This window comes from Streptomyces sp. NBC_01003 (assembly GCF_045162695.1).
Lineage (GTDB): Bacteria > Actinomycetota > Actinomycetes > Streptomycetales > Streptomycetaceae > Streptomyces.
Genome location: NZ_CP108707.1, coordinates 3,573,871 through 3,598,803, shown reverse-complemented (window position 1 = coordinate 3,598,803; position 24,933 = coordinate 3,573,871). Strand labels below are relative to the sequence as shown.

Here is a 24,933-nt window from a genome sequence, read left to right as displayed (position 1 = left end):
CTGGGTGACGAGTGTGGATGTGCAGACCGGAAAAGCGGACGACGACGATTCAGCACCCAGCGGCTATGCGGCGGCCCGGCTGCGCCTCCTCCAGGACGAGGCGCAGTCCGGGCCGCCGCGCCGTTCGGCCCTCGCCGGGCTGACCGACGACTGGCTCGCCGAACTGTTCACCGCCGGGGCGCGCGAGCTGACAGGGGTGTCACTCGTCGCCGTCGGCGGCTACGGGCGCGGGGAGCTCTCCCCGCGCAGCGACCTCGACCTGCTGCTCCTGCACGACGGCAGCGCCGGCCCCGGCGCCATCGCCTCCCTCGCGGACTGCGTCTGGTACCCCGTATGGGACCTGGGGCTCGCCCTCGACCACTCCGTCCGTACGCCGGCGGAAGCGCGTAAGACGGCGGGCGAGGACCTCAAGGTGCAGCTCGGCCTCCTCGACGCCCGGCACATCGCCGGCGACCTCGGCCTGACGGCAGGCATGCGCACCGCCGTGCTCGCCGACTGGCGCAACCAGGCGCCCAAACGCCTGCCCGAACTGCGCGACCTGTGTGACGAACGGGCCGAACGCCAGGGCGAGTTGCAGTACCTGCTCGAACCCGACCTCAAGGAGGCCAGGGGCGGACTCAGGGACGCCACCGCGCTGCGCGCCGTCGCCGCGTCATGGCTCGCCGACGCCCCCAGGGAGGGCCTCGCCGACGCGCGGCGCAGACTCCTCGACGTACGGGACGCCCTGCACCTGGCCACCGGCCGCGCCACCGACCGCCTCGCCCTCCAGGAACAGGACCAGGTCGCCGCCGGACTCGGCCTCCTCGACGCCGACACCCTGCTCCGCCAGGTCTACGAGGCCGCGCGCACCGTGTCGTACGCCAGTGACGTCACCTGGCGCGAGGTGGGGCGCGTGCTCAAGTCGCGGGCCGTGCGGCCGCGGCTGCGCGCCATGCTGGGCGGCGGGGGCAAGCCCGCCACCGAGCGGTCGCCGCTCGCCGAGGGCGTCGTCGAGCAGGAGGGCGAGGCGGTCCTCGCCCGCGCGGCCAGGCCCGAGCGCGACCCCGTGCTGCCGCTGCGCGCCGCCGCGGCCGCCGCCCAGGCCGGCCTGCCGCTGTCCCTGCACGCCGTGCGCAGGATGGCCGCCGCCGCGCGCCCGCTGCCCACGCCGTGGCCCGCCGAGGCCCGCGAGCAGCTCGTGACGCTGCTCGGCGCGGGCCGGCCGACCGTCGAGGTCTGGGAGGCGCTGGAGGCCGAGGGCCTGATCACGCGGCTGCTGCCCGACTGGGAGCGGGTGCGGTGCAGGCCCCAGCGCAATGCCGTGCACACCTGGACGGTCGACCGGCACCTCGTCGAGACCGCCGTGCGCGCCGCCGAACTCACGCGCCGCGTCGGCCGCCCCGACCTGCTGCTCGTCGCCGCGCTCCTGCACGACATCGGCAAGGGCTGGCCCGGCGACCACTCCGTGGCCGGCGAGATCATCGCGAAGGACGTGGCCGCGCGCATCGGCTTCGACCGTGCGGACGTCGCCGTCGTCGCCACGCTCGTACGCCACCATCTGCTGCTCATCGAGTCGGCGACGCGGCGCGATCTGGACGACCCGGCGACGGTGCGGGCCGTCGCGGACGCGGTCGGGTCCGTGGGGACGCTCGAACTGCTGCATGCCCTGACGGAGGCGGACGCGCTCGCCACCGGGCCCGCGGCCTGGTCCTCGTGGCGCGGGTCGCTCGTCACCGACCTGGTCAAACGGGTCGCCGCCGTCCTCGCGGGGGAGGACCCCGGCGACGGGGACGGCCCCGCCGCGGCCGAGCCGACCGCCGAACAGGAGCGGCTGGCCGTCGAGGCCTTCCGCACGGGCGGCCCGGTGCTGTCCCTGCGCGCGCAGACCGAGGCCCCCGCCGACCGGGACGCGGAGGGCACCGAGGCCGCGCCCGCCGATCCGGAGCCCCTCGGCGTCGAACTGCTGATCGCCGTCCCCGACCAGCCCGGCGTGCTGCCCGCCGTCGCCGGGGTGCTCGCCCTGCACCGGCTCACGGTCCGCACGGCGGAGCTGCGCGCCCTCGACCTGCCCGCCCAGATGCCGGGCTCGGTCCTGCTCCTCGACTGGAGGGTCGCCGCCGAGTACGGGTCCCTGCCCCAGGCCGCACGGCTGCGCGCGGATCTCGTACGGGCCCTCGACGGCTCCCTGGACATCGCCGCCCGGCTCGCCGAGCGGGACGCCGCCTATCCGCGGCGGCGCGGCACCGTCGCGCCGCCGCCCCGGGTGACGGTCGCCCCCGCCGCCTCGCGGCACGCGACGGTGATCGAGGTGCGGGCACAGGACGCACCGGGCCTGCTGCACCGCATCGGCCGGGCGCTCGAGACGGCGGACGTGCGGGTGCGGTCCGCGCATGTGTCGACCCTCGGGGCGAACGCGGTCGACGCGTTCTATGTCACGGGCGCCGGGGGAACGCCGCTCCCCGCGGCGGACGCGGCCGCTGTGGCGGGCGCGCTGGAAGGGGCGCTGCGGGGGTAGCGGGGCCTACGGGGAGACCGGCTCTTTGTGGCGCCGGTCTCCCCAGGGCGCTTCGTAGGGCCTCGGGAGCGCTTCGTACGAATGGGGTGGAGACCCCACTGGACACCTCCGGATACCCTGGAGGACGACCTGTCCGCCCGCCCTTCAACCCGAGGATTCGCGACCGCCGTGTTCGACACTCTTTCCGACCGCCTCGCAGCGACATTCAAGAACCTCCGCGGCAAGGGGCGCCTCAGCGAGGCGGACATCGACGCCACGGCGCGCGAGATCCGTATCGCCCTGCTCGAAGCGGACGTGGCCCTGCCCGTCGTCCGCGCCTTCATCAAGCAGGTCAAGGAGCGTGCGGCCGGCGCGGAGGTCTCCCAGGCGCTGAACCCCGCCCAGCAGGTCATCAAGATCGTCAACGAGGAGCTCATCGGCATCCTCGGCGGCGAGACCCGGCGCCTGCGGTTCGCCAAGAACCCGCCCACCGTGATCATGCTCGCGGGCCTCCAGGGTGCCGGTAAGACGACCCTCGCCGGAAAGCTCGGCCACTGGCTGAAGGGGCAGGGCCACGCGCCGCTGCTCGTCGCCTGTGACCTCCAGCGCCCGAACGCCGTGAACCAGCTGTCCGTCGTCGCCGAGCGCGCCGGCGTCGGCATCTACGCCCCCGAGCCGGGCAACGGCGTGGGCGACCCGGTTCAGGTCGCCAAGGACTCCATCGAGTTCGCCCGGCAGAAGCAGTACGACGTCGTCATCGTCGACACCGCCGGCCGCCTGGGTATCGACCAGGAGCTGATGCAGCAGGCCGCGGACATCCGCGACGCCGTCTCGCCCGACGAGGTCCTCTTCGTCGTCGACGCCATGATCGGTCAGGACGCGGTCAACACCGCCGAGGCCTTCCGTGACGGCGTCGGCTTCGACGGCGTGGTGCTCTCCAAGCTCGACGGTGACGCCCGTGGTGGTGCCGCCCTGTCGATCGCGCACGTCACCGGCCGCCAGGTCATGTTCGCCTCGAACGGCGAGAAGCTGGACGACTTCGACGCGTTCCACCCGGACCGCATGGCGTCCCGCATCCTCGGCATGGGCGACATGCTCACGCTGATCGAGAAGGCCGAGCAGACCTTCTCGCAGCAGGAGGCCGAGAAGATGGCCTCCAAGCTGGCCTCCAAGAAGGGCCAGGACTTCACGCTCGACGACTTCCTGGCCCAGATGGAGCAGGTCAGGAAGATGGGCTCCATCTCCAAGCTGCTCGGGATGCTGCCCGGCATGGCGCAGATGAAGGACCAGATCAACAACCTCGACGAGCGCGACGTCGACCGCACGGCCGCCATCATCAAGTCGATGACCCCGGCCGAGCGCGCGGACGCCACGATCATCAACGGCTCGCGCCGTGCCCGTATCGCCCGTGGTTCGGGCGTCGAGGTCAGCGCGGTGAAGAACCTCGTCGAGCGGTTCTTCGAGGCCCGCAAGATGATGTCCCGCATGGCGCAGGGCGGCGGCATGCCGGGGATGCCCGGGATGCCGGGCATGGGCGGCGGCCCCGGCCGGCAGAAGAAGAAGCAGAAGCAGGCCAAGGGCAAGCAGCGCTCCGGCAACCCGATGAAGCGCAAGCAGCAGGAAGAGGAAGAGGCAGCGCGCCGCGAGGCCGCCGGACAGAGCGGCAACGCGTTCGGCCTGCCCGCAGCCGGCGAGGACAAGAACTTCGAACTGCCCGACGAGTTCAAGAAGTTCATGGGCTGACCGGCCACCTCGTAGACATGCGTAAGGGGCGCCCGCCATTGCGGGCGCCCCTTACGCATGTGCGGGTCAGGCTGCCCGCGCCGCCGCCCGGCTGATCTCCGTGCCGTTCGCGAGCCCCGCCGGATCGAGGCCGAGCGCCGCCGCGGCCGTCGCGCCCACGTCCGCCAGGCTGCCCGCGTCCGGCAGCAGCTCGACACCTGCCGCACCCGGGCGGTGGACGAGCACCGGCACGAACTCCCGGGTGTGGAAGGCGTGGCCGATCGTCGGGTCGTTCCCGTGGTCGCCGGTCACGATCAGCCGGTCGCCGTCCGCGTCGAGCAGGGAGACGAGCGCCGCGAGCCCCGCGTCGACCTGCTCCAGGACGTGCCCGTAACGCTCCACGTCCTGCTGGTGCCCGGCCAGATCGCTCTCCTGCACATTGGCCACGACCAGTGCGTGGCCCTCCGCGCGGACGGCTTCCAGCGTGTGCGCGAGCACGTCCGCGGTCGGCACCGCCGGGCGCCGCACCGCGTCGTCGCAGGCCAGGATGTCCGCGGCCTTCCCGACGAGCGTGACGGGAATCCCGGCCCGCGCCGCCAGGTCCGGCAGCTGCCGCGTGTGGTCGAGGCCCGCGCCGAGATGCCGCACCTCAAGGCCACCGTTGCGGTAGAAGCCGCTCGCCGGGGTGTCGAGACCGACCGTGCCGCCGTCCCCATCGCGTACGAAATCGGGGAGCGGTCCGCTCGCATGGCCGCCCACCGCGATCACCCGCGCGACGGGCGCCACCGCGCGCACCGTGCGCGCGACGGCGAGGATCCCGTCGAAGCCCAGATCGTCGAGGCGGCCCGAGGCATTCCAGTTGATACCCGGGTCGGCCTCCAGGTTGTCGTGCACGAGAACAACCCCGTCGACCACCAACAGGGGCCTGTCGCCGAGGAGTTCGACCCGGTGGCCCGCGGCCTCCAGGGCCGCCGTCACCTCGTCGAGGTGGTCGCCGAGCCGCGCCACCGTCACCCGGCTGAAGTCGGCGCCCATCATCGTCTGGTGACCCGCGTACGTGTCCGCGCCGGGGTAGCCGAGCCCGGCCCGGCCCGCCGCGACCGGCAGATGGGTACGCCGCGCGAGGTCCGGGTGCGGATGGACCAGGCCGAGACCGAGCGCACCGAGCGCGGGCAGCCGCAGCGGGCGCCCGAACGCCTCGCGGCATCGGTCGAGCACATGCCCGCAGGTGTCCGCCGCCAGGTCACCGGGGCGCAGGGCCCCTGCGTCCGGCATGGCGCCGACGCCGAATCCGTCGACGACGACGATGACGGTCTTGGCTCTCACAGGGCCCTCCCTTGCGCGTCGTACAGGCCGGTCAGGCGCGGCGAACCGGACGACAGGCCCGCCACCACCGCGACCGTCGACCGAGTCACGAAGATCTGCGTACGGAACGCGAGCAGCGCCGTGTCGCCCGCCACGGGCGCGTGGCCGGGGTCGGGCGGGTCGAGCAGCCGGTAGTAGTCGATGTTCTCCGCGGGCGCGTCCTGCACCGCAAGGCGCCGGCCCGTGCGGGGCAGCAGCGCGGACCCGATGTGCGCGCGGGGGTAGAAACCGCCGCCGAACACGGCGGGCCGGCCGTCGGCGAGGGTGTGGGCGACCTCGGTGACGTAGACGTACGCGGGCTGCTCGGGCTGGCCGGCGTCGCGGGCGTGCAGGGGCGTGGTGCCGGTGAGCGAGTGGCCCGGCTCGCCGTGGGTCGCGCCGTGTTCGGCGAGGAGCGGGAGGCTGGCCATGGAGGTGGCGCTCGGGGCGCTCAGCTTCAGGCCTTCGTGCCCGCGTGAGGTGAGCAACTCCCTTGCCTTGACGGCCAGTTCGAAGTTGTCGGTGAGGCGTGGCGTGCCCGTCGCCGGGTCGCACAGCACGCACGGGAACGCGGTGACGCCCGCGATCCGTACCCCGGGCAACTCCTCGGCGGCCGCCGCGAAGTCGTCGAGCGCGCCGAGCGGAACGCCGCCCTCCTGCCCCGGATAGACCGCGCCCTCCGCCCCTTCGAGGCGTACGAGGACGTCCTGGACGAAGCCCTGCGCGCGGGCCGCTTCCGAGACCGTGCGGGCGTTGTCGATGTCGTAGACGGTCACGGTCTCCGGGCGCCGGGCCAGCATCTCGGGGAGCGAGCGGCGCGGGATCTGCACGAGGTGGCCGAGGTTTCCCGCCTGCGCGCCCGCCGCGTGCAGGGTGCGGGCCTCCTGCACGTCGATGGCCGCGTACTTCGGGATGTGCCGGGCGATCGCCCTGATCAGCTCGGGGTTGCGGCCGAGCTGCTTCACGACGAACCACAGGGTGAGCCCGAGCCGGTCCGCCTCGGCGGCGAGCAGCGCGGCGTTCGACTCGATCGCGTCGAGATCCATGACGTACGTGTCGGGCGGGATCGCGCCCCGCCGGTGGAGGTCGGCCGCGGCGTCGACGAGCTCGGGGTTGCGGGTGAGCAGGCTGTCGAGGAACACGGTCAGTCGTCCTTTGCGTGGTTCTGCACTGCGTCGTGGTGCTGTACTGCGTCGAGTCCGTGGCTCTGTGCCGCCTCGAGTCCGTGGTGGTGCACCGCGTCCAGGGAGCGGCGCAGGATGTCGATCACGAGGTCGGCGCCCGCCCGCATCGGATTGATCCGCACCGTCCACTCCGCGAGCCCCGGGGAGTCGTCGAGGGACGAGCTGGACATGCGGTAGAAGAGCGGCGCGATCTCGTAACGGGAGTTGGAGCCGACGGGATAGGGCGCGGCGCCGAACCGGGCGGCGACAGCGGGGAGTTGGCGCGCCACGGGCCGGTCCAGGCGCACCAGCAGGCACCGGTCCTGCGCGTTCGCGAGCCGCACCTCGGCGACCCCGGGCACCTCACCGGCGGCGAGCCGCTCGGCGACCTGGGCGCCCACCCGCGACTGCACCGCCCACATCACCGGCACGTGCGTCAGGGCGCGCAGCACGTCCAGCGCCTGATGACCCTGGACCTGGCCGCCGCCCGAGTAGTTGTCCGCGCGGACCCGCTCGACAAGGTCACGCGCCCCGACGACGATGCCCACGCCCTCGGGCCCGTGCAGCTTGAACAGCGAGAAACAGGAGGCGTCCGCGCCGAGTTCGACGCCCGACGCGGGCACACGCAGCACGGCGTAGTTGTCGTCGACGACCGTGCGCACTCCGGCGGCCCGGCAGGCGGCGAGCACCTCGCCCGGGTCGTACGAGTCGCCGAGCCGCTGCCGGGTGTGCTGGACGTACGCCCACCGGAAGCGCCCCGACGCGAGGGCCTCGCGCAGCGTGCCCAGGTCGTTGAAGTCGACCTCTTCGGTACGGACGCCGATGCCGCGCAGCGTGACCTCGGTGGTCCGGTACACCGGCGCCCGGTGGATCAGCAGGGGGTCACCCGCGCTCACCGCGGCGTTCAGCGCGGCACGGATCGCTCCGGTGCCCGCGCCCTGGACGAACGCGGCGTCCTCGGCCCCGAAGAAGTCGGCGAGCACCGCCTCGGCCTTGGCGGTCGTGCGGGGCCGGCCGAGCCCCGGCACGACGCCCGCGTCGGCGCTGAACAGCTCCTCGCCGGCGAAGTGCGCGGCGGTGCACTCGATCAGGCGGAACTGCCGGGCCATCGCCTCGTCGACCGGGATCGTGGCGAGCGGAAAGGTCTCGGGGAGCGCGGGTGCCGCCGAGTGGGTGGGCGTCATCGTCAGATCTCCTCCACGCTCGCGCCGGTCAGGAAGCGCAGCGGATTGCGGCGCGTCATCAGGTCCACCAGGCCGTCGTCCACGCCCGCGGCACGGGCCCGGGGCAGGAACGACCGGAACAGATGCCCGTAACCCTGACCGCCCTCGCGCTCCAGATAGCCGTGGCGCGAGATGTCGCAGCTGAGCAGGACACGGTCGGCGTAGCCGGCCTCCAGGAGGGCGAGCAGCAGCCGCAGCCGGACGTCGTCGCTCTGGTAGCTCTCCTTGCCGACCGTGTCGAACGCGACGTACGCGCCGCTCGCGGCCAGCTCCTTGTGCACGGCCGGATCGTCGAGGAGGTCCTGGTGCCCGACCGAGATCCGGTGCGGGGCGAGGCCCTCGCCGGTGAGCAGCTCCAGCTGGGCGAGCCCGCCGCGGCCGAGCTGCGCGTGCGTGGCGACCGACAGGCCGGTGGCGACGGCGGCCCGCGCCGCCGCCCGCAGCGCACGCGACTCCGGCTCGCTGGGCACGTCACCGTGGCTGCCGACCTCGCCGAGCACGCCCGGCCGGATGCCGCTTGCGCCGAGACCGCCGTCGATCTCGCGGACCAGCGTGTCGGCCAGCTGCCCGACCTCCGCGCCGGCCAGCTCGGGCGTGTGGAACGGCTCGTAGTACCAGCCGGTGGCCGCGACGACGGCGACCTGCGCGTCCCGGGAGATCCGGGCCAGGGCGCGCGGGTCGCGCCCCATGCCGCGGCAGGTCAGCTCGATCACCAGGGAGAGGTCGAACTCCTCGCGCAGGGCGGCCAGTTCGGCCGTGACGGCCGGTCCGTGCGCCTCGGCGTCGAGGACCGCACCGCCGTTGCCGTGCCGGTCGAGGTCGAGCACCAGATGCTCGTGGGCCAGGGCCGGGCCACGTACGGCGGTTGCGGGGAGCGGGCCGGTGACGGTGTGGATGAGGGGCGGGGTGTGCATGGTGTGGGGGGTTTCCTTCCCGGCGTACGTACCCGGCCTCAGCTCTTGATCGGGGTGAACAGGTCGAGCCAGTACAGGAGGTTGAGCAGGATGCCGCCGACGATCACCGCGGCGGGAGCGGCCGCCATCCGTACGACCGGCCGGCCCATCGCCTCGTTCAGCAGGTAGAGCCCGCCGACGACGAGGATGCCGAGACCGGCGCCCATGGCGTTGGCGGCCATCAGCGAACCGAAGAGGATCGCCAGCTGGAGCGTGTCGGTGATGGCGCTGCGCAGATGCTCCGAGGAGTCGCGCACGCTCGGCAGCCTGCCGAGGAACTTGCCGATGTAGGACAGGGCGAGCACCTCGACGGCGAACACGGCCGCGCCGACGATGGCCGCGAGGAACGGGTTCGGCAGCAGATAGCCGATGGGGTAGACGAGCGTGAAGCCCGCGATGCCGTACGCCCCCGAGGCGAGCGCGGTCGTCGCGATCAGCGGGATGAAGCCGAATACCCGGTAGAAGTCCACCTGGGCGGCCTCGCTGTAGTGCCCCTTCGCGATCAGGAAGCTGGTGGCCTCACCACCGCCGAATATGTGCATCTGTGCGAGCACACAGACACCCGCGCCGAGCACCATGAACAGCGGCAGGAACGTGCGCAGTCTCGCCGCGCTGGAGCTGAACAGCGACGCCATCGGGTCGTCCGCGAGGGCCACTTCCTCGACGCCGCCGCCCTCGGACCGCTCGGCCTTGCGCGCCCGGACGTCCTTGGCGACGGCGAGGCCGATGAGCATCAGGACACCGACCGCCATGGCGAGCGCGCCCGCGAACATGTTCGGCCAGATCTTCATGGTCATCACGACCAGGGCCAGTTCGAGGACGCCCGCGACGCCGCCCCACTTACGCCCGAACTGCTTGGTGATCGCCAGCACCGGGAACAGCGTGAACAGGAACAGGATCGGCGTCGACATCTGCTGCATCGCCGTCAGGAAGTCGACCGGCAGGTCGTGGGCCACGTTGTTCGCGCCGTTCAGACCGAACACGACGACGGCGCCCCAGGCGCCGCCCAGGATCGGCGCGATCCACTTCTTCGGGGCGAGCAGCCCGAGGATGTCCGTGGGCAGGAACAGCAGCCACGGGTTGAGCACCCCGGTGGACAGGGCCATCGGCGCGCCGAGCCCGAAGATGAACCCGGCGGAGAGCCCGAAGGAGACCGCGGTGGTGGCGCTGCGGGTCGACCGGCCCTGGATGAAGTCCAGCATGAACGGGCGTACACCGTCGTTGAAGACGGCCAGTGCCATGTGCGAGATGAACGCGGTCAGCGCGCAGAGCGCGATCACGGTCAACTGCTGCGCCAGAGAGAAGTCGAGGGTTGCACCGGCGGCGAGTGTTGTGTTCACGGGGCTCACGGGATCTCCTTCGTGCCCGGGGCGGAGGTGCCTGGTGTGATCAGGCGCGCGCGGCGATGGCGCGGGCGATCAGTGGAGCGATGACGTCGATCTGGTCCATGGAGCAGCCGAAGACCTTCTTGCCCTGGTCGAGCAGGGAGCTGACCTCGTCCTCGGTCGGTACGGAACGCCCGAAGGTGTGGCAGGCGGGCTGTCCCATGAGCCCGACGAGGACGCCGAGCGAGGCACCGGCGCCGGTGTGACAGGTGCCGAGGTAGAAGTCGGCCTGGCCCGCGCGGAGCTTCATCGCGGCGTCCATGTCGCTGGAGACGACGATGTCCACGCCGTCGAGAGCGAGCGCCTTGACGGTCCCGGCGACCTCGACCTTGCCTACGCCGCCGGTGAGGATCTTTGTCATGGAGTGGTCCTTGGGGGTCGGGAGTCGGGTGATGGATGTCCCGCCAGCACCGCAAGATGCATGGCAAGGAAGTTGACTTCGGAGTCGGGCAGGGTGGCGCCGAGCTGTTCGCGGGCGCGGGCGGCGACCTCGCGGGCGCCGGCCACGGCCCGGGGGTGGCTGGCCAGCTCCGCGGCCACCTGTTCGTCGGTGAGGAACTGCTCGATCGGCTCCCCGTCGACGAGCCGGGTCAGCGCCATCATCAGATGGCTGGTGAGCATGCCGGCGGTCTGCTCGGTGACCTCGTTCCCGTGTTCCGCGAGGGCGGTGAGCTCGGCGGTCACGAAGTCGGCGACCTCGGGCCTGACCTGGCCGCCTTCGCGGAACAGCCGGATGCGGAGGGCGAGTTGGTCGTCCATGGGATCTCCTTCCTGGCTCCACTGATAATTCGACAATAATCAGGATTCTGGATATTCAGGTCAGGAGGGGGCAGCCGAATCCTTCGGGCGCCACCCCCGCCGGTTCAGTACGACGGCACGCGCTCGCCCCGCAACACCTCGGCCTGCAGTGACGTCACGGTCGACAGGTCGACCGCGTCCCGCACGGCGGAGAGTGCCTTCGTGCCCTCGGTCCTGCCGATGATCGCCGCGCTGGAGTTGCGCAGGGACAGATCGCGGGTGACCTCGTCGCCCAGCGGCAGCACCTCCCCGCCCATCCCTATCCGGCCCTGCACCTCGTCGAGATTCCAGACGGTGGCGTCGGCCAGGTTCTGCGCGAACAGATCCCGCAGCTGCATGTACGAGGACTCGACCCACTCGATGTCGGTGCGCCCGGCGAACGCGCGCTCGGCGAGCATCCGCTGGTCCTCGGAGGTATGGTCCACGGCGACCCGCAGGCCGGGCGCGTCGAGCGAGGCGCCCTCGCGCAGCAGCAGCCCGTGCGCTCCGACGTACGTGGCCGGGCCCAGGTCGGCGACCAGCTCCACCGGATGCTCCTCGATCAGCCGGTCGGCGGCGAACCGCGAGAGAACCACGAGGTCGACCTTGCCTTCGAGCAGGGCGGTGGTCCGGGCGCCCGCGCCACGCATGAACGTGATCGCGAAGGGGGTGCCCGCCTCCTCGAAGGCCGTACGCAGGCCGGTGGCCAGGCCCTCGTAGCGGCGGGAGTAGGGGAGGGGCATCGCGGCGAGCAGGGTGCCGAGGCCGGAGAGGCGCCACAGTATGGAGCGCTCGGAGCGCACCAGGAAGGTGCCGAGGTGGCCGCGCGCGGCGGTCTCGATGGCGCCGGACTCCTCCAGGAGCCGCAGGGCGGCCTGAACCGTGCCGTTTCCGCATCCCAGTTCCTCGGCGAAGTCGCGGATCCGGGGCAGTCGCGTGTCGGGCTCGTGGTTGAGCAGCAGGACCGCGAGCTGGCGGGCCGCGAGGCCGTTGCGCGTAAGGAAGCGCTCGTCGAAACCGTTCACAGCCGGGACAGTAACCAGGATTCTGGATACTGGCAAGAGTCCCGGATGTGTGCGGTCATGGGCGGGAGGCGTGACGGCAGGAGGGAGAGCAGGCGTGGCCAACCCCGTACCCCCGCGCGACCGCACCGACCAGCCGTGGCGCTCCGAGGGGGCCCCGCCTCCACAGCCCGCGAAGCCGCCCAGGAGGAAGATGCCGGGCGGCTGGGGCGGTCTCATCCTCACCGCTCTGATCGTCTACGTCATCGCCAACCTCGTGCTGTCGTTCTTCAGCAAGGGCGACGAGCCGACGATCTCGTACACCGAGTTCAGCAAGCAGGTCGCCGACAACAACGTCACCAAGATCTACTCCAAGGGCGACGCGATCCAGGGCCAGCTCAAGAAGGAGCGGCCCACGCCCGGCGGCAGTGACAGCTCGAGCAAGAACTACACCAAGTTCAAGACTCAGCGGCCGTCCTTCGCGGACGACGACCTCTGGGCGAATCTGGAGAAGCACAACGTCACCGTGACGGCCTCACCGGTCGTCCAGGAGCGCAGCTTCCTCGCCAACCTCCTCATCTCGCTCGCCCCGATGTTCCTGCTCGTCGTGCTGTGGATCTTCATCGCGCGGCGGATGCGGCAGGGCATGGGCGGCGGCATGGGGGGAGGCATGCTCGGGCGCAAGCAGCCGCCCAAGCCGGTCGAGCTCGAGCCCGGCATGCAGCGCACCACGTTCGCGGATGTCGCCGGCATCGACGAGGTTCAGGGGGAGCTCAGTGACGTCGTCGACTTTCTCAAGAACCCCGACGCCTACCGCGAGATGGGCGCGAAGATGCCCCGCGGCGTCCTCCTGTCGGGCCCGCCGGGAACCGGCAAGACGCTCCTGGCCCGGGCCGTCGCGGGCGAGGCCGGTGTCCCGTTCTTCTCCGCGTCCGCCTCCGAGTTCATCGAGATGATCGTCGGAGTCGGCGCCTCGCGCGTACGCGAACTCTTCGCCGAGGCCCGCAAGGTGGCGCCCTCGATCATCTTCATCGACGAGATCGACACCATCGGACGGGCCCGCGGCGGCGGTTCCGCCATGGGTGGTCACGACGAACGCGAGCAGACCCTCAACCAGATCCTCACCGAGATGGACGGCTTCTCGGGATCCGAGGGCGTCATCGTCATCGCCGCCACCAACCGCGCGGACGTCCTCGACCCGGCCCTCACCCGCCCCGGCCGCTTCGACCGCCTGGTGACGGTCAGCCCTCCCGACCGCGGCGGCCGCGAGGCGATCCTCAAGATCCACACCCGGGAGATCCCGCTCGCCCCGGACGTGGACCTGCTGCAGGTCGCCCGCACGACCCCGGGCATGACCGGCGCAGACCTCGCCAACCTCACCAACGAGGCTGCCCTCCTCGCCGTCAAACGCCAGCAGAGAGCCGTCACGCAGACCGACCTCTCCCAGGCGCTGGAAAAGGTCCAACTCGGCGCCGAACGGCCCCTCGTCATGCCGGACGAGGAGCGCCGCCGTACCGCCTACCACGAGAGCGGGCACGCCCTGCTCGGCATGCTCCAGCCCGGCGCCGACCCCGTCCGCAAGATCACCATCGTGCCGCGCGGCCGCGCGCTCGGCGTCACCCTCTCCACGCCCGACGCCGACAGATACGCCTACACGGAGGAGTACCTGCGGGGCCGCATCATCGGCGCGCTCGGTGGCATGGCGGCCGAACACGTCGTATACGGGGTCGTCACCACCGGCGCCGAGAACGACCTCGAACAGGTCACGAACATCGCGCGCGGCATGGTCGCCCGCTGGGGCATGAGCGACCGCATCGGCCGCCTCTCCGCTCTGCCGAGCGACGCCCAGCAGGCGTACGGGCTCTCCGCCGCGCCGCACACCCTCGACACCATCGACCACGAGATGCGCCGCATCGTCGACGAGTGCTACGAGGAGGCCTGCACCAAACTCCGCGACCACCGCGGCCAGTTGGACGACCTGGCCGCGGCGCTCCTCGCGAACGAGACCCTCGACGAGGCGGAGGCCTACCGCGTCGCCGGCGTCATCCGCCTCACCAAGGACGAGGAGGCGCAGGGGACTCAGGGGATTCAGGGGACTCAGGACACGGACGGCCAGGACACGGCGACGGACCGGTAAGGCCCGTCACGGAGTGCGCGCGATCACGTAGCGGAACACGTTCGGCATCCACACCGTCCCGTCCCGCCGCTGATGCGGATGCAGCGCCTCCGTCATCTCCTTCTCGACCTGGGACCGGTCCGTCGCGCCGATCGCCGCGTCGAACAGCCCCGTCGACAGCAGCCCGCGCACCGCGCTGTTCACGTCCGCGTAGCCGAACGGGCAGGCGACCCGGCCAGAGCCGTCCGGCCTGAGCCCCGCCCGGTGTGTGACCTCCTCCAGGTCGTCGCGGAGCGCGGGCCGCCAACTGCCCGCACTGCGCAGCGGATCGGCGAGCTTCGTCGCGACCCTCAGGACCGACGACGTCGCGCACCGCTCCGGCGGACCCCAGCCGGCCAGCACCACGGGAGTACCCCGCTCGGCGAACGGCGACGCCGACTCCAGGAGCGCGCCGAGCCCCTCGGAGTCACCTGCCGTGCAACCGATCGGCTGGAACGCGGTGATCAGGTTGTACGGCGGATCGTCCGGCTGTGCCGCGTCCTCGGGGCCCCCTTCGGTCAGTCGCGTGTCGCCACGCGCGCGCGTGCCCCGGATCTCGCCCTGGAGACGCTCTCTGGCCAGTGCGAGCCGTTCCGGCGCGGCCGCCTCGACGCCCGTGACCGCCGCGCCCCGCGACGCCGCCATCAACAGGGCGAGCCCCGAGCCGCAGCCGAGGCCGAGAAGCCGGGTGCCGGCCCCATCGCCGACCTCCAGTCGTTCGTAGACCGCTTCGTAGAGCGGGACCAGCATCCGTTCCTGTATCTCCGCCCAGTCACGCGCGCGTGCGCACAGGTCCACGCGGGGCACGCGCCCCGCGTGGGGGAGGTGCCGCTGCACGAGCGTAGGTGTCATCGAAAGCGCCCCAATCCGCCGAGAGTTACTGCTGTGGCGTGTTCCTGCGGTTCATCCCGCCCCGTACATGTGCGCTCGCAGTTCCCCCGTATGCCAGAGAACTCCGCATCCGTCGTCACGTCTAGGGGGTGTTCCCAAGGGCCTTCGGTCGCCGCGCGCGTCCCTGCGGCGCGCGGCCGTACGGGAGGAAATGCATTGCCCTGCGGGCGTCATCGCGCCGTAGCATGCGCGCCATGGCCAAGACACCCGTTCTCACGCCTCAGGCCGAGGACTTCCCGCGCTGGTACCAGGACATCGTCGCCAAGGCCGAACTGGCCGACAACGGTCCAGTGCGCGGCACGATGGTCATCCGACCGTACGGCTACGGCCTGTGGGAGCGGATGCAGCAGGACATGGACGCCCGCATCAAGGAGACGGGCACGCAGAACGCGTACTTCCCGCTCCTGATCCCGCAGTCGTACCTCCACAAGGAGGCCGAGCACGTCGAGGGGTTCGCGCCCGAACTCGCCGTGGTCACGCACGGCGGCGGCAAGGAGCTGGAAGAGCCCGCCGTCGTCCGCCCCACCTCAGAGATGATCATCAACGAGTACTTCGCGAAGTGGGTGCAGAGCTACCGCGACCTGCCCCTCCTCATCAACCAGTGGGCGAACGTCGTCCGCTGGGAACTGCGGCCCCGTCTCTTCCTGCGGACCACGGAGTTCCTCTGGCAGGAGGGCCACACCGCGCACGCCACGTACGAGGAGGCCCGCGACTTCGCGGCCCGCATCCACCGGCACGTGTACGCGGACTTCATGCGGGACGTCCTCGCGATGGACGTCGTCCTCGGCCGCAAGACCGCCCAGGAGCGCTTCGCCGGCGCCATCAACACCCTCACGCTCGAAGGCATGATGGGCGACGGCAAGGCCCTCCAGATGGGCACCAGCCACGAACTCGGCCAGAACTTCGCCAGGGCCTTCCACACCCAGTACCTGTCCAAGGAGGGCAAGCAGGAGCTGGTCTGGCAGACCTCCTGGGGCTCGACCACCCGCATGATCGGCGCCCTCGTGATGATGCACGGCGACGACAACGGTCTGCGGATCCCGCCCCGGCTCGCCCCCATCCAGGTCGTGGTGCTCGCCATCAAGGGGGACGACGCCGTTCTGGCCAAGGTCCACGAGATCGGCGACGCCCTCAAGGCGGCGGGCATCCGCGTCCATGTCGACGACCGCACGGACACCCCGTTCGGCCGCCGAGCCGTCGACTGGGAACTCAAGGGAGTGCCCGTACGCGTCGAGATCGGCCCGCGCGACCTCGAGAACGGCACGGCGATGCTGGCCAGGCGCATCCCCGGCGGCAAGGAGCCGGTCGCCGTCGAGGCGCTCGCCGCACTCCTGCCCACCGTCCTCGAGGAGGACCAGGCCCTGCTCCTCAAGCAGGCCCGCGAGCGCCGTGAGTCCCGTACGACCGATGTGACGACGGTCGACGAGGCCGTCGAGGCCGCCACGTCGGGCGGCTGGGCCCGCATCCCGTGGGCCACCCTCGGCGAGGCGGGCGAGGCCGAACTGGCCGAGCACTCCGTCTCCGTACGGTGCCTGGTCACCGAGGACGGGGCGGTGCCGGACGCGGATGACGCGACGGGTAACGTCGCCGTCGTGGCACGCGCGTACTGAGCCACCGCACCTACGAAGTGAGCGGCGCGAGAAGGCCGAAAGGCCCCTTGCGCATCAGACGGACACAGTCGCCCCGGCGTGCGGACATCGTCTACGCGCCGGGGCGTACGTACGCCTACGCACCACCTTGGTGTGAGCTGTGAGGCTTCTCCGCAGATCAGCGCACCCGCCCTCGTCCGGACGCATGAGCGGCAACTGACTGGTACGTGCAAATTATTTGGGATGCCCCGGAATAGGAACACAGAGGCATCCCGGCTCGTTGTCACGACGTGAGCACGACACCACCTGTTCTCGCCGCAGAGCTGGCACAGGCGTGGGCCGACATTCAGCGGCACCACCCCGAGCTGCCAGATCTAGCCGCGCCCGAATCCCTGATCGGGGAGTCGTCGTCCGCCTGCGGACACGAGCTCTCCTTCGAGCGACTCCTCCATGAGGCAGTCCATGGCATCGCCGCCGCCCGAGGAGTACGCGACACCTCCCGCGCCGGCCGCTACCACAACCGCAGATTCCTCGCCATCGCCGAAGAGCTGGGCCTCGACCACCCCGAGGAGCCGCACCCCAGCAGCGGCTTCTCGCTGGTGACGCTCAACCCCGAGGCGAAGCAGCGTTACCGGCCGACGATCGAGCGGCTCAAGAGCGCCCTCAAGGCGCACACCGTGGCCACGGCCGCGGACACCAAGCGCAGCTTCCGCGGCCCGGCCGCGCGGCACGGCTCCTCCGGGGGCGGCGTCCGCGTCAAGGCGGTCTGCGACTGCGGGCGCAATGTGCGCGTGGTGCCTTCGGTCCTCGCCCAGGCCCCGATCGTCTGCGGCGGCTGCGGCAAGCCGTTCCGTATCCCGGAGGCCGTCGGCGCGGGCGTCGGGTGATCTCCAGCTGCTCTTCGGTGAGGGTGCGCGACCTGCGGCGGGGCGCCCGGACCGGATTCGGCCGCCCCGTCGGCGTATGGCACAATGGCTAGCTGTACTCGACAGCCGCACAGGAACCCTCTCGCCTCCGGCTGACGCGTCCATCGGGCACTCCGAGTACCGCAACCCCACGTGGCATCCCGTTGTGCCCAACCACGTCAAGACCAGGAGACACCACTCCAGTGGCAGTCAAGATCAAGCTGAAGCGTCTGGGCAAGATCCGTTCGCCTCACTACCGCATCGTCGTCGCCGACTCCCGTACCCGCCGTGACGGCCGGGCCATCGAGGAGATCGGCCTGTACCACCCGGTACAGAACCCCTCGCGCATCGAGGTCAACTCAGAGCGTGCCCAGTACTGGCTGTCCGTCGGCGCCCAGCCGACCGAGCCGGTCATGGCCATCCTGAAGCTCACCGGTGACTGGCAGAAGCACAAGGGCCTCCCGGCCCCCGCGCCGCTGCTCGTCGCGGAGCCCAAGGACAAGCGCGCCGCGTTCGAGGCCTTCACCAAGGGTCTCGAGGGCGACGACGCCAAGGGTGAGGCCATCACCCCGAAGGCCAAGAAGGCTGACAAGAAGGCGGACGAGGCCCCGGCCGAGTCCACCGAGTCCACCGAGGCCTGAGCATGCTCGAGGAGGCTCTTGAGCACCTCGTGAAGGGCATCGTCGACAACCCCGACGATGTGCAGGTCGCCTCGCGCAACCTGCGCCGTGGGCGCGTACTCGAGGTCCGGGTTCACCCCGATGACCTCGGCAAGGTGATCGGCCGTAACGGCCGCACCGCGCGTGCCCTGCGTACCGTCGTGGGCGCCATCGGCGGCCGCGGTGTTCGCGTCGACCTCGTCGACGTGGACCAGGTTCGCTGAGCCGGACCAACGGTTCGGCGACACATGAAGCACCGGCTCGGGCCGGGGAGGGCCTCAGGGCCGTCCCCGGCCCGTGGCCGTATGACAGGAGAGTTGTTCACGTGCAGCTGGTAGTCGCGCGCATCGGCCGCGCCCACGGCATCAAGGGCGAGGTCACCGTCGAGGTACGCACCGACGAGCCCGAGCTGCGGCTCGGCCCCGGTGCCGTGCTCGCCACCGACCCCGCCTCCAAGGGGCCGCTGACGATCGAGACCGGCCGCGTGCACAGCGGCCGCCTCCTGCTGCGCTTCGAGGGCGTGCGCGGCCGTACGGCCGCCGAAGCCCTGCGCAACACGCTCCTGATCGCCGAGGTCGACCCGGAGGAGCTGCCGGAGGACGAGGACGAGTTCTACGACCACCAGCTGATGGACCTGGACGTGGTCACCACGGACGGCGTCGAGGTCGGCCGGATCACCGAGATCTCGCACCTGCCCTCGCAGGACCTGTTCATCGTGGAGCGCCCCGACGGCAGCGAGGTGATGATCCCCTTCGTCGAGGAGATCGTCACCGAAATCGACCTCGAGGAGCAGCGGGCGATCATCGACCCGCCGCCCGGTCTCATCGACGACCGTGCCGAGATCGCCTCCAGCCGCGACGCCGACGAGGGCTCTGACGCGGACTCCGGCAAGGGCTCCGAGGCGGGCGGCGCCTGATGCGGCTCGACGTCGTCACGATCTTCCCCGAGTACCTCGACCCGCTGAACGTCTCCCTCGTCGGCAAGGCCCGCGCGCGCGGGCAGCTCGACGTACGGGTGCACGACCTCAGGGAGTGGACGTACGACCGGCACAACACGGTCGACGACACCCCCTACGGCGGCGGTCCCGGCATGGTCATGAAGACCGGCCCCTGGGGCGACGCCCTCGACGACGTGCTCGCCGAAGGCTACGAGACCGGGTCCCACGGCCCCGCCCTCGTCGTCCCCACGCCCAGCGGACGCCCCTTCACCCAGGAGCTCGCCGTCGAGCTCTCCGAGCGCCCGTGGCTGGTCTTCACGCCCGCGCGCTACGAGGGCATCGACCGCCGCGTCATCGACGAGTACGCGACCCGGATGCCGGTCTACGAGGTCTCCATCGGCGACTACGTGCTCGCCGGCGGAGAGGCCGCCGTACTCGTCGTCACGGAGGCCGTCGCGCGGCTGCTGCCCGGAGTCCTCGGCAACGCCGAGTCCCACCGGGACGACTCCTTCGCCCCCGGCGCCATGGCCAACCTCCTCGAAGGGCCCGTCTACACCAAGCCCCCCGAGTGGCGCGGACAGGGCATCCCTGACGTGCTGCTCAGCGGCCACCACGGCAGGATCGCGCGCTGGCGCAGGGACGAGGCGCTGCGGCGCACCACCCGCAACAGGCCCGATCTCGTGGAGCGTTGCGACCCCTCGGTCTTCGACAAGAAGGACCGCGAGATGCTCTCCATCCTGGGGTGGCGGCCGGGCCCGGACGGCCGATTTGGGCGAGACCCCGAAGCCGTGGAACAATAGGCCGCTGCTGTACGTCCAGCGTGCGCCCCTGCCACAGGGGGAACGACGCCCGCCCGACGCGATCAGCTACCGAATCCTCATTTCGAACATTCCCGCCGATGACCTGTGGCATCGGTGAAGAAAGCAGACGATCATGTCTCACCTGCTCGACTCCGTCGACAGCGCGTCGCTGCGCAGCGACATCCCGGCCTTCCGCCCGGGTGACACCGTCAACGTCCACGTCCGCGTCATCGAGGGCAACCGCTCCCGTGTGCAGCAGTTCAAGGGCGTAGTCATCCGCCGCCAGGGCGCCGGTGTCCGCGAGACCTTCACGGTCCGCAAGGTCTCCTTCTCCGTCGGCGTCGAGCGCACGTTCCCGGTGCACACCCCGATCGTCGAGAAGATCGAGCTCGTCACCCGCGGTGACGTGCGTCGCGCGAAGCTCTACTACCTGCGCGACCTGCGCGGCAAGGCCGCGAAGATCAAGGAGAAGCGCGACAACTGAGCTCGCGCACGGGGTCACAGCCGGGCCGGATAGCATCTGGCCTCGATGGACACCGAAGCACAGACAACGGAACGCGATCGCGCCTCCCAACCCTCCGTACATGAGGGCGAGGAGGAGCGGTCGCGTTTCGCGTTTGTGTCGTGGGCCGCGTCCTGGCTTCCCGGCGGCGGCCTGACCCTGTCGGCGCTGCTCTGCCTCGTGTCTCTGCTCCTGCTGAGCATCTTCGTGATGCAGCCCTTCCAGATCCCCAGCGGTTCCATGGAGCCCGCATTGAGGGTCGGGGACCGCGTTCTCGTAAACAAGTTGGCGTACCGTTTCGGTGCTGAGCCGCAGCGGGGCGACGTCGTGGTCTTCGACGGGACCGGGTACTTCGGTGACGCCGACTACATCAAGCGGGTCGTGGGCGTGGGGGGAGACCATGTGGTCTGCTGCGACAGCAAGAGGAGGATCGGGGTGAACGGCGAACCGGTGGACGAGAGTTCGTTCCTGTACCCCGGGAACACCCCCTCGAAGGTCCCCTTCGACCTCGTCGTGCCCGACGGCACCCTCTTCCTGCTCGGTGATCACCGGGGCGACTCCCGGGACTCACGCGACTACCTGGGCGCGCCCGGCGGCGGCATGGTCCCCGTGGGCGAAGTGATCGGCAGGGCCCAGTGGATCGCCTGGCCGACGGGCCACTGGGGCGCCCTGTCCCGTAACGACGTCTACGCGCGCGTGCCCGGACCCGGCGGTGCCCATGGGTAACCGCGGACGCTCCCACTCGCGCAGGGGCGGCGGTGACACCCGCCTGCCCACCGGGACGCGCCGCGCCGGCACCCCGCCGCTGCCGGGCCGTGCCGAGCGGCGCAGGCTGGCGCGCAAGGTCAAGCGACGCCGACGGCGCTCCGCGCTCAAGGAGATCCCGCTCCTCATAGGCGTGGCGCTGCTGATTGCGCTCGTCCTGAAGACGTTCCTCGTCCAGGCCTTCGTGATCCCGTCCGGCTCCATGGAGCAGACGATCAGGATCGGCGACCGGGTCCTGGTCGACAAGCTCACCCCGTGGTTCGGCGCGAAGCCGCACCGCGGCGACGTCGTCGTGTTCAAGGACCCCGGTAAGTGGCTGGAACAGGAACAGGGCGCGAAGAAGGACGCCCCCGTCGGCGTCAAGCAGGTGAAAGAAGGCCTCACCTGGATCGGCCTTCTGCCCTCCGACGACGAGCGCGACCTCATCAAGAGGGTCATCGCGGTCGGCGGTGACACCGTCAAGTGCTGCGACAAGCAGGGCCGAGTGACGGTCAACGGGACGCCCCTGAACGAGCCGTACATCCACCCCGGAGACGTGCCGTCGAAGTTCGAATTCGAGGTCAAGGTGCCCAAGGGGCGCCTGTTCGTCATGGGTGACCACCGCTCCAACTCGGCCGACTCGCGCTTCCACCGCACCGAGGCGTTCAGCGGCACCGTCTCGGAGAAGTCGGTCGTCGGACGCGCCCGCGTCATCGCCTGGCCGGTCGGTCACTGGACCACGCTCCCGGAGCCGGACACCTACGCGACGGTGGCCGCCGCGCAGAACAGATCGGCCGCGGCCCGGCAACCGTCGCATAGGGTGGCCTCCGAGGATCTGAACGGATTGATCCCTCTCCCGAGCCCTGCGGAACTCCCGCTCGTTATGGGAGTGGTGGGCCTGCATCGCGTATGGGACGACAGGCAGCAGCACGGAGTGAGGAGTGGATGTGGGGGACTTGGCGGTCGGCGCACGGTCAGGGCAAGGGCCCGACGAGCAGCCCGGGCGATCCGACGACGGAGCGGCATCGGCCGCGACGGGCGCCGTGAACCTCGACAATGGCGCCGCGAACGGCGACGGGCACGGTGGTGGACGGGGCGACGGCCCTGGTGACGGCCACGGTGACGACGGCAGGGCGGGAGGCCGGGCGAAGAAGCCCCGCTCCTTCTGGAAGGAGCTTCCGCTCCTGATCGTCATCGCGCTGGTCCTGGCGCTGGTGATCAAGACGTTCCTGGTGCAGGCGTTCTCGATTCCGTCGGCGTCGATGGAGAACACCCTGCAGATCGGCGACCGCGTGCTCGTGGACAAGCTGACGCCGTGGTTCGGCTCCGAGCCCGGGCGTGGCGAGGTCATCGTCTTCCACGACCCGGACGGCTGGCTGAGGGACGAGCCGACGGCCGAGCCGAATCCGGTGCAGCGCTTCCTCGGCTGGATCGGCCTGATGCCGTCCACCAACGAGAAGGACCTCATCAAGCGCGTCATCGGCGTCGGCGGCGACACGATCGAGTGCAACGGGACGGGCCCGCTCACGGTCAACGGCAAGGCGCTGAACGAGCCCTACGTCTACCCGGGGAACACCCCGTGCAGTGACGACAATGTGGGCGGCAAGTTCAAGGTCACCGTACCCATTGGCAAAGTTTGGGTCATGGGTGACCACCGTCAGGACTCCATGGACTCCCGGTACCACCAGCAGGACAGCAACCAGGGCTTCGTGCCCGTGGACAACGTCGTGGGCCGCGCGATCGTGATCGCCTGGCCGCCCACCCGCTGGACGACCCTGCCGGTGCCGGACACGTTCGACCAGCCGGGCCTCAGCGCGGCGATGGGAGCGGCCCCGGGCGCGCTCGGGCTCGCGGGCGCCGCACCGCTCGTGCTGTGGCGCAGGCGCCGGCTTACCCAGGGGAACACCAGGGTTTCTGAGGCGCAGACCGCCGGGTAGGGTGCCGTCCCAGATCGCCGATCTTCCACGGCGAGTCTCCGAGGCGGGGAGCAACTGGGATGAGCAGGACACGTCGTACGGACGAGGGCCATGGCCGGCTCGGCAGCACGCTGTCGGGGTTGGCCGTGGCCCTCGGCTGTGTGCTGTTCCTGGGCGGATTCGTGTGGGGCGCCATCGTGTACCAGCCGTACACCGTGCCCACCGAGTCGATGACGCCGACGATCGGCGCGGGCGACCGGGTCCTCGCGCAGCGGATCGACGGCAGTGAGGTCAAGCGCGGCGACGTCGTCGTCTTCACGGAGTCGGCGTGGGGCGACATGCCCATGGTCAAGCGCGTCGTCGGCATCGGCGGCGACAAGATCGCCTGCTGCGAGGCCGGCAAGCTGACCGTCAACGGCAAGGAGATTGCCGAACCGTATCTCCCCAAGGGACAGGGCCCCTCGGCCACGGGCATCCCCACCACCACGGTCCCTGAGGGCCGCCTCTTCCTGCTCGGCGACGAGCGCAGCGGCTCTCTCGACTCCAGCGTCCACATCGGCGACTCCAGCCACGGAACGGTGCCGCGCAGCGCCGTCGCCGCCCGGGTCGACGCCGTGGCCTGGCCGATGGACGGCATGCTCGCGCGACCCACCGGCTTCGAGGCGCTGCCGGGCGGGCTCTCCCAGCCGGGTCCCCTGAAGCTGGTCCTGGCCGCCGTGGTCGCGGGCGCCGTGCTGGTGCTCGGCGGTGCCGCGTACGGGCCGATCGCCAAGCGCGCGAGCAAGGGCCGCCGCCGGTCGCGCGCGTCGGTGGGGGAGCGGGCCCTTGCGGGCTGAGCCTCCGGGCGCCGGCCGGGAGCTGCGGAAGGTCGCACGGGTCGTACTGCTCGATCCCGACGACCGCATTCTGCTGCTGCACGGGCACGAGCCGGGGGACACCGCCGACGACTGGTGGTTCACCCCGGGCGGCGGCCTGGAGGGCGACGAGACCCGTGAGCAGGCCGCGCTGCGCGAGCTCGCGGAGGAGACCGGCATCACGGACGTCGAGCTCGGCCCGGTCCTGTGGCGCCGCACCTGCTCCTTCCCGTTCGACGGGCGGCGCTGGGACCAGGACGAGTGGTACTTCCTGGCCCGTACGACGGCCGCGGTGGCCGGGGCGGAGATCGCCGGGGCGGGCCTGACCGAGCTGGAACGGCGCAGCGTCGCCGGAGCACGTTGGTGGACGTGCCGGGAACTGACCGAGGCACATGAGACGGTGTATCCGACCAGGCTCGCCGGGCTGCTGGAACGGCTGCTCGACGAGGGTCCCCCGAGTCGTCCCGAAGTCCTCGACACGGAAATCGTCTAGAGGCGTACGGGGCTGACGCACAATAGGGGGACGCACGGCTGAAGGGGAACATGCCATGAGCGCCGAGGACCTCGAGAAGTACGAGACCGAGATGGAGCTGAAGCTCTACCGGGAGTACCGCGACGTCGTCGGTCTGTTCAAATACGTGATCGAGACCGAACGGCGCTTCTATCTCACCAACGACTACGAGATGCAGGTGCACTCGGTCCAGGGTGAGGTTTTCTTCGAGGTATCCATGGCGGATGCCTGGGTGTGGGACATGTACAGGCCCGCACGGTTCGTGAAGCAGGTCCGGGTGCTCACGTTCAAGGACGTGAATATCGAGGAGCTGAACAAGAGCGATCTGGAGCTGCCGGGTGGATGAGCCGGGGCTTCTGAGCGGGTGAGCCGGGGCTCGCGGGCGGGCGATCCGAGGCTCTCGGGTGGGTGAGCTCGCCGGATCGGGTG

General features: G+C 71.0%; 25 protein-coding genes. 16 read left to right on the top strand and 9 right to left on the bottom strand.

Annotated features, from left to right (window positions below):
* Positions 1-4: 4 nt before the first annotated feature.
* Positions 5-2,494 (top strand): [protein-PII] uridylyltransferase, encoded by a 2,490-nt coding sequence (locus OG698_RS16375; protein ID WP_406103701.1) that lies wholly within the window; start codon positions 5-7, stop codon positions 2,492-2,494.
* 168 nt (positions 2,495-2,662) lie between these two features.
* Positions 2,663-4,216 carry a signal recognition particle protein gene (gene ffh / locus OG698_RS16370; protein ID WP_406103698.1) on the top strand — a complete coding sequence of 518 codons (1,554 nt, stop codon included), beginning with the start codon at positions 2,663-2,665 and terminating at the stop codon, positions 4,214-4,216.
* 66 nt (positions 4,217-4,282) lie between these two features.
* On the opposite strand, the gene OG698_RS16365 is transcribed toward ffh, so the two are convergent.
* The 8 genes from OG698_RS16365 to yhfZ form a co-directional block, all read right to left on the bottom strand.
* Positions 4,283-5,521 carry a phosphopentomutase gene (locus OG698_RS16365; RefSeq protein ID WP_406103696.1) on the bottom strand — a complete coding sequence of 413 codons (1,239 nt, stop codon included), beginning with the start codon at positions 5,519-5,521 and terminating at the stop codon, positions 4,283-4,285.
* On the bottom strand, positions 5,518-6,681 hold the full coding sequence (locus OG698_RS16360) for an alanine racemase (protein WP_406103694.1): 1,164 nt from the start codon (positions 6,679-6,681) through the stop codon (positions 5,518-5,520). Before OG698_RS16360 ends, OG698_RS16365 begins: the two co-directional genes overlap by 4 nt.
* Before the next feature lie 2 nt (positions 6,682-6,683).
* Positions 6,684-7,886 carry an aminotransferase class V-fold PLP-dependent enzyme gene (locus OG698_RS16355; RefSeq protein ID WP_406103692.1) on the bottom strand — a complete coding sequence of 401 codons (1,203 nt, stop codon included), beginning with the start codon at positions 7,884-7,886 and terminating at the stop codon, positions 6,684-6,686.
* A 2-nt stretch (positions 7,887-7,888) separates the two neighbouring features.
* A complete protein-coding gene (locus tag OG698_RS16350) occupies positions 7,889-8,839 on the bottom strand; it encodes a phosphotriesterase (RefSeq protein ID WP_406103690.1) in 951 nt (316 codons plus the stop codon).
* A 38-nt stretch (positions 8,840-8,877) separates the two neighbouring features.
* Positions 8,878-10,218: a YhfT family protein gene (locus OG698_RS16345; protein WP_406111094.1), complete on the bottom strand. Its 1,341-nt coding sequence runs from the start codon at positions 10,216-10,218 to the stop codon at positions 8,878-8,880.
* Between the two features lie 49 nt (positions 10,219-10,267).
* Entirely contained in the window at positions 10,268-10,624 is a 357-nt protein-coding gene (locus OG698_RS16340) for a DUF2620 domain-containing protein (protein ID WP_406103688.1), read from the bottom strand.
* Positions 10,621-11,022, bottom strand: a complete 402-nt coding sequence (locus OG698_RS16335) for a PRD domain-containing protein (RefSeq protein ID WP_406103686.1) — start codon at positions 11,020-11,022, stop codon at positions 10,621-10,623. The genes OG698_RS16340 and OG698_RS16335 overlap by 4 nt, the downstream gene beginning before the upstream one ends.
* Positions 11,023-11,126: 104 nt before the next feature.
* Positions 11,127-12,065 (bottom strand): GntR family transcriptional regulator YhfZ, encoded by a 939-nt coding sequence (gene yhfZ / locus OG698_RS16330; RefSeq protein WP_406103685.1) that lies wholly within the window; start codon positions 12,063-12,065, stop codon positions 11,127-11,129.
* Positions 12,066-12,159: 94 nt separating this feature from the next.
* Between yhfZ and ftsH the strand changes: the two genes are divergently transcribed.
* Positions 12,160-14,178: an ATP-dependent zinc metalloprotease FtsH gene (ftsH, locus tag OG698_RS16325; RefSeq protein WP_406103683.1), complete on the top strand. Its 2,019-nt coding sequence runs from the start codon at positions 12,160-12,162 to the stop codon at positions 14,176-14,178.
* 6 nt (positions 14,179-14,184) lie between these two features.
* On the opposite strand, the gene OG698_RS16320 is transcribed toward ftsH, so the two are convergent.
* The gene (locus OG698_RS16320; protein WP_406103681.1) at positions 14,185-15,048 is read right to left on the bottom strand and encodes an SAM-dependent methyltransferase; all 864 of its coding nucleotides are present in this window, start codon (positions 15,046-15,048) and stop codon (positions 14,185-14,187) included.
* Positions 15,049-15,281: 233 nt separating this feature from the next.
* On the opposite strand from OG698_RS16320, the gene proS reads away from it, so the two are divergent.
* The 13 genes from proS (at position 15,282) to OG698_RS16255 (ending at position 24,850) form a co-directional block, all read left to right on the top strand.
* Positions 15,282-16,697 carry a proline--tRNA ligase gene (gene proS, locus OG698_RS16315; RefSeq protein WP_406103680.1) on the top strand — a complete coding sequence of 472 codons (1,416 nt, stop codon included), beginning with the start codon at positions 15,282-15,284 and terminating at the stop codon, positions 16,695-16,697.
* 269 nt (positions 16,698-16,966) lie between these two features.
* Positions 16,967-17,563 (top strand): hypothetical protein, encoded by a 597-nt coding sequence (locus tag OG698_RS16310; RefSeq protein WP_266559563.1) that lies wholly within the window; start codon positions 16,967-16,969, stop codon positions 17,561-17,563.
* A 221-nt stretch (positions 17,564-17,784) separates the two neighbouring features.
* On the top strand, positions 17,785-18,222 hold the full coding sequence (gene rpsP, locus OG698_RS16305) for a 30S ribosomal protein S16 (protein WP_116509370.1): 438 nt from the start codon (positions 17,785-17,787) through the stop codon (positions 18,220-18,222).
* Positions 18,223-18,224: 2 nt separating this feature from the next.
* Positions 18,225-18,464 carry an RNA-binding protein gene (locus OG698_RS16300; RefSeq protein WP_014176063.1) on the top strand — a complete coding sequence of 80 codons (240 nt, stop codon included), beginning with the start codon at positions 18,225-18,227 and terminating at the stop codon, positions 18,462-18,464.
* Between the two features lie 101 nt (positions 18,465-18,565).
* Positions 18,566-19,156 (top strand): ribosome maturation factor RimM, encoded by a 591-nt coding sequence (gene rimM, locus OG698_RS16295; RefSeq protein WP_406103677.1) that lies wholly within the window; start codon positions 18,566-18,568, stop codon positions 19,154-19,156.
* Complete coding sequence (gene trmD / locus OG698_RS16290; protein WP_406103675.1) at positions 19,156-19,977, top strand: tRNA (guanosine(37)-N1)-methyltransferase TrmD; 822 nt, start codon at positions 19,156-19,158, stop codon at positions 19,975-19,977. Before rimM ends, trmD begins: the two co-directional genes overlap by 1 nt.
* Before the next feature lie 133 nt (positions 19,978-20,110).
* On the top strand, positions 20,111-20,461 hold the full coding sequence (gene rplS, locus OG698_RS16285) for a 50S ribosomal protein L19 (RefSeq protein ID WP_054235359.1): 351 nt from the start codon (positions 20,111-20,113) through the stop codon (positions 20,459-20,461).
* A gap of 45 nt (positions 20,462-20,506) precedes the next feature.
* The gene (gene lepB / locus OG698_RS16280) at positions 20,507-21,205 is read left to right on the top strand and encodes a signal peptidase I (protein WP_406103674.1); all 699 of its coding nucleotides are present in this window, start codon (positions 20,507-20,509) and stop codon (positions 21,203-21,205) included.
* The gene (gene lepB, locus OG698_RS16275) at positions 21,198-22,334 is read left to right on the top strand and encodes a signal peptidase I (protein WP_406103673.1); all 1,137 of its coding nucleotides are present in this window, start codon (positions 21,198-21,200) and stop codon (positions 22,332-22,334) included. The genes lepB (OG698_RS16280) and lepB (OG698_RS16275) overlap by 8 nt, the downstream gene beginning before the upstream one ends.
* Positions 22,267-23,160: a signal peptidase I gene (lepB, locus tag OG698_RS16270; RefSeq protein WP_406103672.1), complete on the top strand. Its 894-nt coding sequence runs from the start codon at positions 22,267-22,269 to the stop codon at positions 23,158-23,160. The genes lepB (OG698_RS16275) and lepB (OG698_RS16270) overlap by 68 nt, the downstream gene beginning before the upstream one ends.
* A 59-nt stretch (positions 23,161-23,219) precedes the next feature.
* Positions 23,220-23,975, top strand: coding sequence for a signal peptidase I (lepB, locus tag OG698_RS16265; RefSeq protein ID WP_406103671.1), 756 nt, complete (start codon positions 23,220-23,222; stop codon positions 23,973-23,975).
* Positions 23,965-24,486 (top strand): NUDIX hydrolase, encoded by a 522-nt coding sequence (locus OG698_RS16260; protein ID WP_100595078.1) that lies wholly within the window; start codon positions 23,965-23,967, stop codon positions 24,484-24,486. Before lepB (OG698_RS16265) ends, OG698_RS16260 begins: the two co-directional genes overlap by 11 nt.
* A gap of 55 nt (positions 24,487-24,541) precedes the next feature.
* The gene (locus OG698_RS16255) at positions 24,542-24,850 is read left to right on the top strand and encodes a DUF2469 domain-containing protein (protein ID WP_003965949.1); all 309 of its coding nucleotides are present in this window, start codon (positions 24,542-24,544) and stop codon (positions 24,848-24,850) included.
* Positions 24,851-24,933: the final 83 nt, after the last annotated feature.

What these genes read in the sequence shown, in the direction of transcription:
- proS (WP_406103680.1), top strand. Translation starts at nt 15,282, where the DNA reads ATGGCCAAGACACCCGTTCTCACGCCTCAGGCCGAGGACTTCCCGCGC.
- trmD (WP_406103675.1), top strand. Translation starts at nt 19,156, where the DNA reads ATGCGGCTCGACGTCGTCACGATCTTCCCCGAGTACCTCGACCCGCTG.
- OG698_RS16350 (WP_406103690.1), bottom strand. Translation starts at nt 8,839, where the DNA reads ATGCACACCCCGCCCCTCATCCACACCGTCACCGGCCCGCTCCCCGCA.
- OG698_RS16335 (WP_406103686.1), bottom strand. Translation starts at nt 11,022, where the DNA reads ATGGACGACCAACTCGCCCTCCGCATCCGGCTGTTCCGCGAAGGCGGC.
- OG698_RS16320 (WP_406103681.1), bottom strand. Translation starts at nt 15,048, where the DNA reads ATGACACCTACGCTCGTGCAGCGGCACCTCCCCCACGCGGGGCGCGTG.
- OG698_RS16300 (WP_014176063.1), top strand. Translation starts at nt 18,225, where the DNA reads ATGCTCGAGGAGGCTCTTGAGCACCTCGTGAAGGGCATCGTCGACAAC.
- lepB (WP_406103671.1), top strand. Translation starts at nt 23,220, where the DNA reads ATGAGCAGGACACGTCGTACGGACGAGGGCCATGGCCGGCTCGGCAGC.
- OG698_RS16255 (WP_003965949.1), top strand. Translation starts at nt 24,542, where the DNA reads ATGAGCGCCGAGGACCTCGAGAAGTACGAGACCGAGATGGAGCTGAAG.
- lepB (WP_406103673.1), top strand. Translation starts at nt 21,198, where the DNA reads ATGGGTAACCGCGGACGCTCCCACTCGCGCAGGGGCGGCGGTGACACC.
- OG698_RS16340 (WP_406103688.1), bottom strand. Translation starts at nt 10,624, where the DNA reads ATGACAAAGATCCTCACCGGCGGCGTAGGCAAGGTCGAGGTCGCCGGG.
- OG698_RS16355 (WP_406103692.1), bottom strand. Translation starts at nt 7,886, where the DNA reads ATGACGCCCACCCACTCGGCGGCACCCGCGCTCCCCGAGACCTTTCCG.
- rplS (WP_054235359.1), top strand. Translation starts at nt 20,111, where the DNA reads ATGTCTCACCTGCTCGACTCCGTCGACAGCGCGTCGCTGCGCAGCGAC.
- lepB (WP_406103674.1), top strand. Translation starts at nt 20,507, where the DNA reads ATGGACACCGAAGCACAGACAACGGAACGCGATCGCGCCTCCCAACCC.